Source organism: Photobacterium sp. SKA34 (assembly GCF_000153325.1).
Lineage (GTDB): Bacteria > Pseudomonadota > Gammaproteobacteria > Enterobacterales > Vibrionaceae > Photobacterium.
The window spans coordinates 1-8378 of record NZ_AAOU01000071.1 but is presented as its reverse complement, the minus strand read 5'-3'; the positions used below and the strand labels follow the sequence as shown (position 1 = coordinate 8378).

The window sequence follows — 8378 nt, the reverse complement described above, 5'->3', positions numbered from 1 at the left end:
TGATGGCCACGCTGTCTCCACCCGAGACTCAGTGAAATGAAATCGCAGTGAAGATGCTGCGTCCCCGCGGCTAGACGGAAAGACCCCGTGAACCTTTACTATAGCTTGGCACTGAACATTGACCCTACATGTGTAGGATAGGTGGGAGACGTTGAAGCAACCGCGCCAGTGGTTGTGGAGTCAATCTTGAAATACCACCCTTGTATGCTTGATGTTCTAACGTTGGCCCCTTATCGGGGTTACGGACAGTGCCTGGTGGGTAGTTTGACTGGGGCGGTCTCCTCCCAAAGAGTAACGGAGGAGCACGAAGGTGGGCTAATCACGGTCGGACATCGTGAGGTTAGTGCAATGGCATAAGCCCGCTTGACTGCGAGAATGACAATTCGAGCAGGTGCGAAAGCAGGTCATAGTGATCCGGTGGTTCTGAATGGAAGGGCCATCGCTCAACGGATAAAAGGTACTCCGGGGATAACAGGCTGATACCGCCCAAGAGTTCATATCGACGGCGGTGTTTGGCACCTCGATGTCGGCTCATCACATCCTGGGGCTGAAGTCGGTCCCAAGGGTATGGCTGTTCGCCATTTAAAGTGGTACGCGAGCTGGGTTTAGAACGTCGTGAGACAGTTCGGTCCCTATCTGCCGTGGGCGTTGGATGATTGAGAGGGGCTGCTCCTAGTACGAGAGGACCGGAGTGGACGAACCGCTGGTGTTCGGGTTGTGTCGCCAGACGCATTGCCCGGTAGCTAAGTTCGGAATCGATAACCGCTGAAAGCATCTAAGCGGGAAGCGAGCCTCAAGATGAGTCATCCCTAGACCTTTAAGGTCTCTAAAGGGTTGTTGAAGACTACAACGTTGATAGGTCATGTGTGTAAGTGCTGCGAGGCATTGAGCTAACTGATACTAATTGCCCGTGAGGCTTAACCATACAACACCCAAGGGGTTTTTATACGGACTCCAAGTACACTTGAACGTGTAGAGAACAACTAGTTAGATTTTCCCAGATTGCTATTTATTGTCGATGACAATAAATAAAACAGAATTTGCTTGGCGACCATAGCGTTATGGACCCACCTGATCCCATGCCGAACTCAGTAGTGAAACGTAATAGCGCCGATGGTAGTGTGGGGTCTCCCCATGTGAGAGTAGGACATCGCCAGGCTTCCAATTTTAAAAGGCCATCCGAAAGGATGGCCTTTTTTCGTTTTAATGTTTTTAATGTTACTTTACATCGATAAACTAGACCTACAGACCTACAGACCTACAGACCTACAGACCTACAGACCTACAGACCTACAGACCTACAGACCTACAGACCTACAGACCTACAGACCTACAGACCTACAGACCTACAGACCTACAGACCTACAGACCTACAGACCTACAGACCTACAGACCTACAGACCTACATACCTACATACCTACAGACCTACAGACCTACAGACCTACAGACCTTGTAGTGGCATAGTGAATTTGGTCACTTAGTTAGAGGTGATATCATCACTTCATACGTTAACAGGTGACACTATGACAAATCGTACAAGACGACTATTCAGCGCAGAATTCAAGCTCGAGGCTTCACAGTTAGTGATTGATCAAAATTACTCAGTGGCAGAAGCCGCCCAAGCCATGAATGTGGGTAAATCCACGATGGATAAATGGGTTCGTCAGCTTAAACAAGAACGACAAGGCAAAACGCCAAAAGCTTCGCCTATGACCCCTGAGCAAATAGAAATTCGGGAATTAAAAAAGAAGTTAGCTCGTCTTGAAGAGCATAATGAAATATTAAAAAAAGCCACGGCTCTGTTGATGTCGGACTCACTGAACAATTCTTGATGATCAAGAAACTCAAGCAGAGCTATAGCGTAAAAACATTATGCGAAGTCTTCAATGTTCATCGAAGTAGTTATAACTATTGGCTAAAGCGTCCAACAGCGATTAGGGCGGAAACAGTCAAACTTCGCAGCTTAGTTAGTGAGGCCCACGCAGCAAGCAACGCCTCTGCGGGAGCGAGGACTATTGCAGATATAGTCACAAATCAGGGTTTAAAACTGAGCCGATACCGAGCAACAAAACTCATGAGAGAGCTTGGTTTAGTCAGTTGCCAACAGCCAAAGCATCGATACAGAAAGGCTTCTCAAGAACATGTTGAGGTTCCAAATCACTTGGGCCGACAGTTTGCTGTTACCGCCCCAAATGAAGTTTGGGTTGGTGATGTTACGTATATTTGGACAGGAAATCGCTGGATGTATTTAGCGGTTGTTATTGATCTTTTTGCCCGCAAAGTGATTGGTTGGTCGATGTCTTTATCACCTGATTCCAGTCTGACAGGCAAAGCTCTTTCAATGGCTTATGAGTCGCGTGGTAAGCCGAAAGGCGTCATGTTCCACAGCGATCAAGGTAGCCACTATACAAGTCGAAAGTACCGTCAATTACTGTGGCGTTTTAAGATAAAACAGAGTTTATCTCGCCGAGGAAATTGCTGGGATAATGCACCAATGGAGCGTTTCTTTAGAAGCTTAAAGACCGAATGGGTGCCAACAGTGGGTTATCGTAGTTTTGCTGAAGCTCAACAAGAGATCATCCGCTACATTATCGGGTATTACTGTCAACTCAGGCCGCATCAATATAATGGCGGCCTAACTCCCAACGAATCAGAACGATTATATTGGGAAAACTCTAAAACCGTGGCCAATTTTAGTTGACCACTACATACAGACCTACAGAATAGTATTAGCATCTAATATTAGGAGATACATCACTGCAGTAGAGAATTACCGCAGTGATAAAGGATTTAAATTATAGAATCTGATTTAGGATATGATCAGCTTTAACACGACGAATACGTGTGATGAGCTTTTTAACTTGAGCAGGGTAGTTATCAATCTTTTCAATTTGCTTATAACTACCAATGAGCTGGGTATGTTCGAGAATACAATTTAACTCTTGTTGTTGTTGCTCGGCGAGTAGTTGATTTTTGTCATGAATTAAAATCGCATTTTCAAGATCAAGTTTCCAAGCTCGTGGATTTAGGTTATTACCCGTTACTAACATATAACGGCGATCGACCCAAAGCCCCTTTAAGTGAAAACTATTGTTATCGTGTTTCCATAAATGGATCGCTAATTGACGATGTGCAATAGCGGCTTCATTATGTTTGGCAAAATTGCGTAAATTGACTTCATATAAGTAAGGTAACCCAGCAATAGTCTTAAAAGGCTCTGATGGTGGAATATAAAAGTCATTTGCAGTTTTATCACCAACAACGATAGTGATTTTTACACCGCGTTTAAGCGCTTTTTTTACTTCGCGACTCACCATCCTTGGAAAGTTAAAGTAGGGAGTACAAATAGTCATCTCTGATTGTGCACTAGCAATCAGTGTACAAATATCCTGATTCAGTTTGTTTTTACGTTTCCCTAAACCGATCAGGGGGGTTAATCCTACCTCGTCATTTTTAATCTCATCTGGCTCAAAATGGTAGATAGCTTGTTGTAGTTCAGAGCGTAGATCTCGAATTGCCACTTTCAATGACTTTGTATCGGGTCTTTCCGGTTGTGCAAGGCAGTTAACTGCATTACTCGAAACAAGTATATCAATAATGAGTTGCGCCATGCTGTTAGCTAGCTTTTCATTTTTAATAACGTGGTAGCGGTCGTAACGATAACGGTCATGTTGAGCGAGATACACATCATTTAAGCTTGCACCGCTATAAATAACATTATCGTCAATAACAAAGCCTTTCAGGTGTAGGACACCAAACACTTCTCGATTACGAACCGGTACGCCAAGCACATCTATCTTATGAGTATATTTTTCTGCGTACTCACGATATAGCGCGGCATTGCCATCGGACTGACTGGCGCCAATTAAGCCTCGTTGAGCTCTATGCCAATCAACTAATACTTTTATATCGAGTTCTGGATTGAGTTGTTTTGCTTCATACAGAGCAGTAAGCACACCTCTTCCTGCTTCATCATCTTGAAGATATAAAGCAACTAAGTAAATGCGTTCTTTAGCTGATTTTATTTCTTGATATAGACGCTCTCTAAACGAATTTGCATCAAAAAGAGTCTCTAAATTCTCGGGCTTGTGCGCAATACATGGCAGTTGTTCGATGATTTGCCTGTTAGCAATAGCTGAATCCATTATCGCCTCGTTTACACGATCTATAAGTAGATGAATTTTGATTAAGGAATCAATTATACCAGAAAAAAAGCGAAGTCAATGTATCTAGTGTCTAGATATGTTTTTACTCATGCTTTCTGAGGTAAGCGTATCAATAAATAGCATTGGAATTAGATTTTTACCGCTATTGGCATAGCGATGAAAACGTTGTTTGATATTATTGGGAAGGATTTCACTATTTATAGTTTTAAACCCTGACTTTTGATAAAACGCTTCTAATTCTTGAAATGCAAAGCAATAACATGCTTGTTGGTTTATTTGGCTACGGCATGATTCAATGAGTTTATACGCAATGCCTTGTAAACGATACTCTGGGATGACAAGCATTCCAGTCAGTAGTTGTATATTATCAATAGTTTTAAATCTTACGGATGCAATAATACTATTGTTTGACTCTGCAACCCAGATAGTTTCATCTCTCTTTGCTTTTCCTGATGGATAGAATGACTTGTATATTTTATTAACTAAAGGTAAACGAATAGGATCAAGTTGACGATAAATAATTTGAGACATGGGAAAACACTGCGTTGTTGAATGGGATCAGGTAAAATAGTTTCAATTCGTATAGAAAAGTATAAAGATTTGGTTGTGAATTAACATGAAAGTTTTACATGAAAATGGGTTGGCGCCTTATCACACCTTTGGGATTGATGTATCGGCGAAGTACATACTTGAAGCATCAAGTGTTGAAGATCTCCTTGCTATTTGGCAGGACGAAACCTATAAGGAAGTCCCTAAGTTAGTTGTTGGTCAAGGAAGCAACTTACTTTTTTGTGAAGATTACCAAGGCGCTATCATTCTAAATCGTATTAAAGGCATTAATGTGGTCGATAGTGCTGAATATGTTGATTTACATGTTGGCGGCGGTGAAGACTGGCATGCACTTGTTTCTTGGGCCGTCGATAATGGTTTTAATGGCCTCGAGAATCTAGCACTTATTCCTGGTTGTGTGGGGTCGTCTCCAATACAAAATATTGGTGCTTATGGCGTAGAATTAAAAGATGTCTGCCAATATGTTGATGTATTAAATGTACAAACAGGTGAAGTGAAGCGTCTGACGGCTGATGATTGCCATTTTTCATATCGAGATTCAATTTTTAAGCGAGAGTTAAAAGATAACCACATTATTACAGCGGTAGGTTTTCGCTTAAGCAAAGCTTGGTCACCGAAGATAGCTTATGGTCCATTAGCAAAATTCTCGCTTGATACCGTTACAGCCAAAGAGATTTTTGATGAAGTATGCGCCATTCGTCGTGAGAAACTACCTGATCCGGAGGTTATGGGTAATGCCGGTAGTTTCTTCAAAAACCCAATTATTTCTTTAGATGCACGTGACTTTCTTTTATCTGAATACCCTAACATGCCAAGTTACCTTGTGGACGAAGGGCATTGCAAATTAGCTGCTGGTTGGTTGATTGATCAATGTGGTTTGAAAGGATACCAAATTGGTGGTGCTAAAATTCACCAGCAACAATCACTCGTATTAACAAATGTTGGTAATGCAACAGCGCATGATGTACTTCAGCTAGCACAATATGTCGTCGATACGGTAATGACTAAATTTGGCGTCTCTCTTGAGCATGAAGTGCGCTTTATGGCCCATAATGCTGAAACGAATCTTATCGAGATGCTGCGATGAAAGATCATACCGTACGACTAGCTTTGATTCAGTTACTCTCTGATGGTGAATTTCATTCAGGTGAAGTATTAGGACAAACGCTCGGTATGACTCGTGCTGCAATTGCGAAGCAAATTCAAGTCATTCAGCAATGGGGGCTTGATATCTTTCGGGTGCAAGGTAAAGGTTATTGCCTTGCATCGGCGATTGATTTACTTAATCAGCAACAGATTTTAGCGAAAGTTAAGTGTCCCCATCTTGATTTAATTCCTGTCATCGATTCAACCAATCAATACCTTCTAGATAGAGTTGGGCAACTGCCTAGCGGCAGTGTATGTTTGGCTGAATATCAAGAAGCTGGTCGAGGACGACGTGGTCGACAATGGGTTTCACCTTTTGGTAGTAACCTATACCTTTCCATTTACTGGCGTTTAGAAGCCGGTATGGCTGCGGCAATGGGGCTAAGTTTAGTGGTCGGTGTTGCGATTGCTGAAACGCTCCAAAAACTTGGTGCAGATGACGTTCGTGTTAAGTGGCCGAACGATATTTATTATCAGGATAAAAAGCTTGCTGGTATTCTTGTTGAAATGACAGGTCAAGCAGGCGATGCTGCACACTTAGTGATTGGAATGGGGCTAAATATTAATATGCCACTAGCAGAGCAAAGTGAAATCACACAGGCGTGGACAACACTGTCGCAAGCTTGTGATAGCTTACCGTCTCGAAATATCTTAGCGGCTACATTAATCTCACATCTTAACCAAACACTCTGTGATTATGAATATCAAGGCTTAGTTGGCTTTGTTGAACGTTGGAATAAAATAGATAACTTTTTAAACCGCCCTGTGAAATTATTAATCGGTGAGCGAACCATCGAAGGAACTGCTCGTGGGATTGATGCTCAAGGGGCTTTATTACTGGAAACCGACACCGGTATTACACCGTATATCGGTGGTGAAATCAGCCTTAGAGGTTGCTGATGCAATTATTAATTGAAGCAGGTAATACTTACGTCAAAGTTGCCTTGCTAACTCAAAATGAACACATTGAACAAATTGGTAAATACCCAAGCAAAAAATTAGAGCTTGTTTTACAACCGTTACTAGAAGGTAATGTTGAACGCATTGTTTTTGCGAGTGTCGGACCAGTTGAGGTTGATAATACTATTCAGCGCATTGCACAAATGGCTAATATTCCTGTTACTCAAGTGAAAACTGCACGCGAAGACTTCGGTGTTGTTAACGCATATTCTGAGTATCAATATCTTGGCGTTGACCGTTGGCTAACACTGGTCGCTATTCGCCAAAACTTCGAGCAACCAACAGTAATCGTTGATATAGGCACTGCATTAACGTTTGATGTTATGGACAGTGATGGAAAACACCTTGGTGGTTGGATCATGCCTGGTTATCAGCTAATGATGAAATCAGTGTTAGAGAACACGACCAAGGTGTTTTCAGATAGTGTACATAGTGAATCATTAACACTGGCAAACAATACCGCTGATGGTTTAAAGAATGGCTGCCGTGCTGCGTTAGTTGGATTAATTGAGTTTGGCTTAAAACAAGCATCTGCAGAATTAAATGAAGCACCCGCGGTTATTCTATGTGGTGGCGGTGTTCGCCATTTGCCAAAATCATGGTGTAAACCTTTTTATCATCGCTCGGAGCTGGTACTTGAAGGGCTAGGATTGTATGCAAAGCGCGGTTAATGCCCAAAATTACAACAATTAAATAAAAAACAATAAAAAAAACACGTTAGGGTATTGCAACAAAAATAATCATTATCTAGAATGCGCACCACTAATGCCGACTTAGCTCAGTAGGTAGAGCAACTGACTTGTAATCAGTAGGTCACCAGTTCGACTCCGGTAGTCGGCACCAGTTTTAAAATTTCGGTGGGGTTCCCGAGTGGCCAAAGGGAGCAGATTGTAAATCTGCCGGCACTGCCTTCGAAGGTTCGAATCCTTCCCCCACCACCATTTTCAAATGGTTGAATAGCTCTACGAGATACAAGTTTTGCGGGCATCGTATAATGGCTATTACCTCAGCCTTCCAAGCTGATGATGCGGGTTCGATTCCCGCTGCCCGCTCCACATTTCTTGTGTGCTGATATAGCTCAGTCGGTAGAGCGCACCCTTGGTAAGGGTGAGGTCGGCAGTTCAAATCTGCCTATCAGCACCACTCTCAAGTCCTAATTCATCCATTTGTTATATACTCAACAAACCCATGTTTGGTTGTGTGGTCGTAATGCCACCTAATACCGTGCCCAGAGGGACTATCATGTCTAAAGAAAAATTTGAACGCGTAAAACCGCACGTAAACGTTGGTACTATCGGCCACGTTGACCACGGTAAAACAACTCTAACTGCTGCTATCTGTACTACACTTTCAAAAGTGTACGGTGGTGAAGCGAAAGACTTCGCATCTATCGATAACGCTCCTGAAGAGCGCGAGCGTGGTATCACAATCTCAACTTCTCACGTTGAGTACGATACTCCAACTCGTCACTACGCACACGTTGACTGTCCTGGACACGCCGATTATGTTAAAAACATGATCACTGGTGCTGCTCA

The 8378-nt window shown here is 42.6% G+C and carries 7 protein-coding genes, 4 tRNA genes and 2 rRNA genes; 11 read left to right on the top strand and 2 right to left on the bottom strand.

Annotated elements, in window-relative coordinates; translation table 11 throughout:
* The 3 genes from SKA34_RS01260 to SKA34_RS01245 form a co-directional block, all read left to right on the top strand.
* Positions 1-925: ribosomal RNA gene (locus SKA34_RS01260) — 23S ribosomal RNA — on the top strand; the annotation flags it as partial.
* Positions 926-1043: 118 nt separating this feature from the next.
* Positions 1044-1159: ribosomal RNA gene (gene rrf / locus SKA34_RS01255) — 5S ribosomal RNA — on the top strand.
* A 365-nt stretch (positions 1160-1524) separates the two neighbouring features.
* Positions 1525-2702 (top strand): IS3 family transposase gene (locus SKA34_RS01245; protein WP_086004105.1). Its coding sequence is split into 2 segments (ribosomal slippage): positions 1525-1783 and positions 1783-2702, totalling 1179 coding nucleotides; the frame shifts between segments, so codons are not numbered across the junction.
* 94 nt (positions 2703-2796) lie between these two features.
* Here SKA34_RS01245 and pssA read toward each other — a convergent pair.
* On the bottom strand, positions 2797-4146 hold the full coding sequence (gene pssA / locus SKA34_RS01240; RefSeq protein ID WP_006643676.1) for a CDP-diacylglycerol--serine O-phosphatidyltransferase: 1350 nt from the start codon (positions 4144-4146) through the stop codon (positions 2797-2799).
* Between the two features lie 84 nt (positions 4147-4230).
* Positions 4231-4698 carry a GNAT family N-acetyltransferase gene (locus SKA34_RS01235; protein ID WP_006643675.1) on the bottom strand — a complete coding sequence of 156 codons (468 nt, stop codon included), beginning with the start codon at positions 4696-4698 and terminating at the stop codon, positions 4231-4233.
* 85 nt (positions 4699-4783) lie between these two features.
* Here SKA34_RS01235 and murB point away from each other — a divergent pair, with 85 nt between their 5' ends.
* From murB to SKA34_RS01195, 8 genes are all read left to right on the top strand, one after another.
* On the top strand, positions 4784-5824 hold the full coding sequence (gene murB / locus SKA34_RS01230; protein ID WP_006643674.1) for a UDP-N-acetylmuramate dehydrogenase: 1041 nt from the start codon (positions 4784-4786) through the stop codon (positions 5822-5824).
* A complete protein-coding gene (gene birA / locus SKA34_RS01225; RefSeq protein ID WP_006643673.1) occupies positions 5821-6783 on the top strand; it encodes a bifunctional biotin--[acetyl-CoA-carboxylase] ligase/biotin operon repressor BirA in 963 nt (320 codons plus the stop codon). Before murB ends, birA begins: the two co-directional genes overlap by 4 nt.
* The gene (locus SKA34_RS01220) at positions 6783-7514 is read left to right on the top strand and encodes a type III pantothenate kinase (RefSeq protein WP_006643672.1); all 732 of its coding nucleotides are present in this window, start codon (positions 6783-6785) and stop codon (positions 7512-7514) included. Before birA ends, SKA34_RS01220 begins: the two co-directional genes overlap by 1 nt.
* A 96-nt stretch (positions 7515-7610) precedes the next feature.
* Positions 7611-7686: transfer RNA gene (locus SKA34_RS01215), tRNA-Thr, on the top strand.
* Between the two features lie 13 nt (positions 7687-7699).
* Positions 7700-7784: transfer RNA gene (locus SKA34_RS01210), tRNA-Tyr, on the top strand.
* A gap of 39 nt (positions 7785-7823) precedes the next feature.
* Positions 7824-7898 (top strand) — tRNA-Gly (locus SKA34_RS01205).
* 12 nt (positions 7899-7910) lie between these two features.
* A tRNA-Thr gene (locus SKA34_RS01200) sits at positions 7911-7986 on the top strand.
* Positions 7987-8085: 99 nt separating this feature from the next.
* The coding region (locus SKA34_RS01195; RefSeq protein WP_006643670.1) for a GTP-binding protein at positions 8086-8378 on the top strand (293 nt) is incomplete at its 3' end.

Excerpts from the sequence above, each read along its gene's own strand:
- SKA34_RS01220 (WP_006643672.1), top strand. The coding sequence starts at position 6,783 with ATGCAATTATTAATTGAAGCAGGTAATACTTACGTCAAAGTTGCCTTG.
- pssA (WP_006643676.1), bottom strand. The coding sequence starts at position 4,146 with ATGGATTCAGCTATTGCTAACAGGCAAATCATCGAACAACTGCCATGT.
- birA (WP_006643673.1), top strand. The coding sequence starts at position 5,821 with ATGAAAGATCATACCGTACGACTAGCTTTGATTCAGTTACTCTCTGAT.
- murB (WP_006643674.1), top strand. The coding sequence starts at position 4,784 with ATGAAAGTTTTACATGAAAATGGGTTGGCGCCTTATCACACCTTTGGG.
- SKA34_RS01235 (WP_006643675.1), bottom strand. The coding sequence starts at position 4,698 with ATGTCTCAAATTATTTATCGTCAACTTGATCCTATTCGTTTACCTTTA.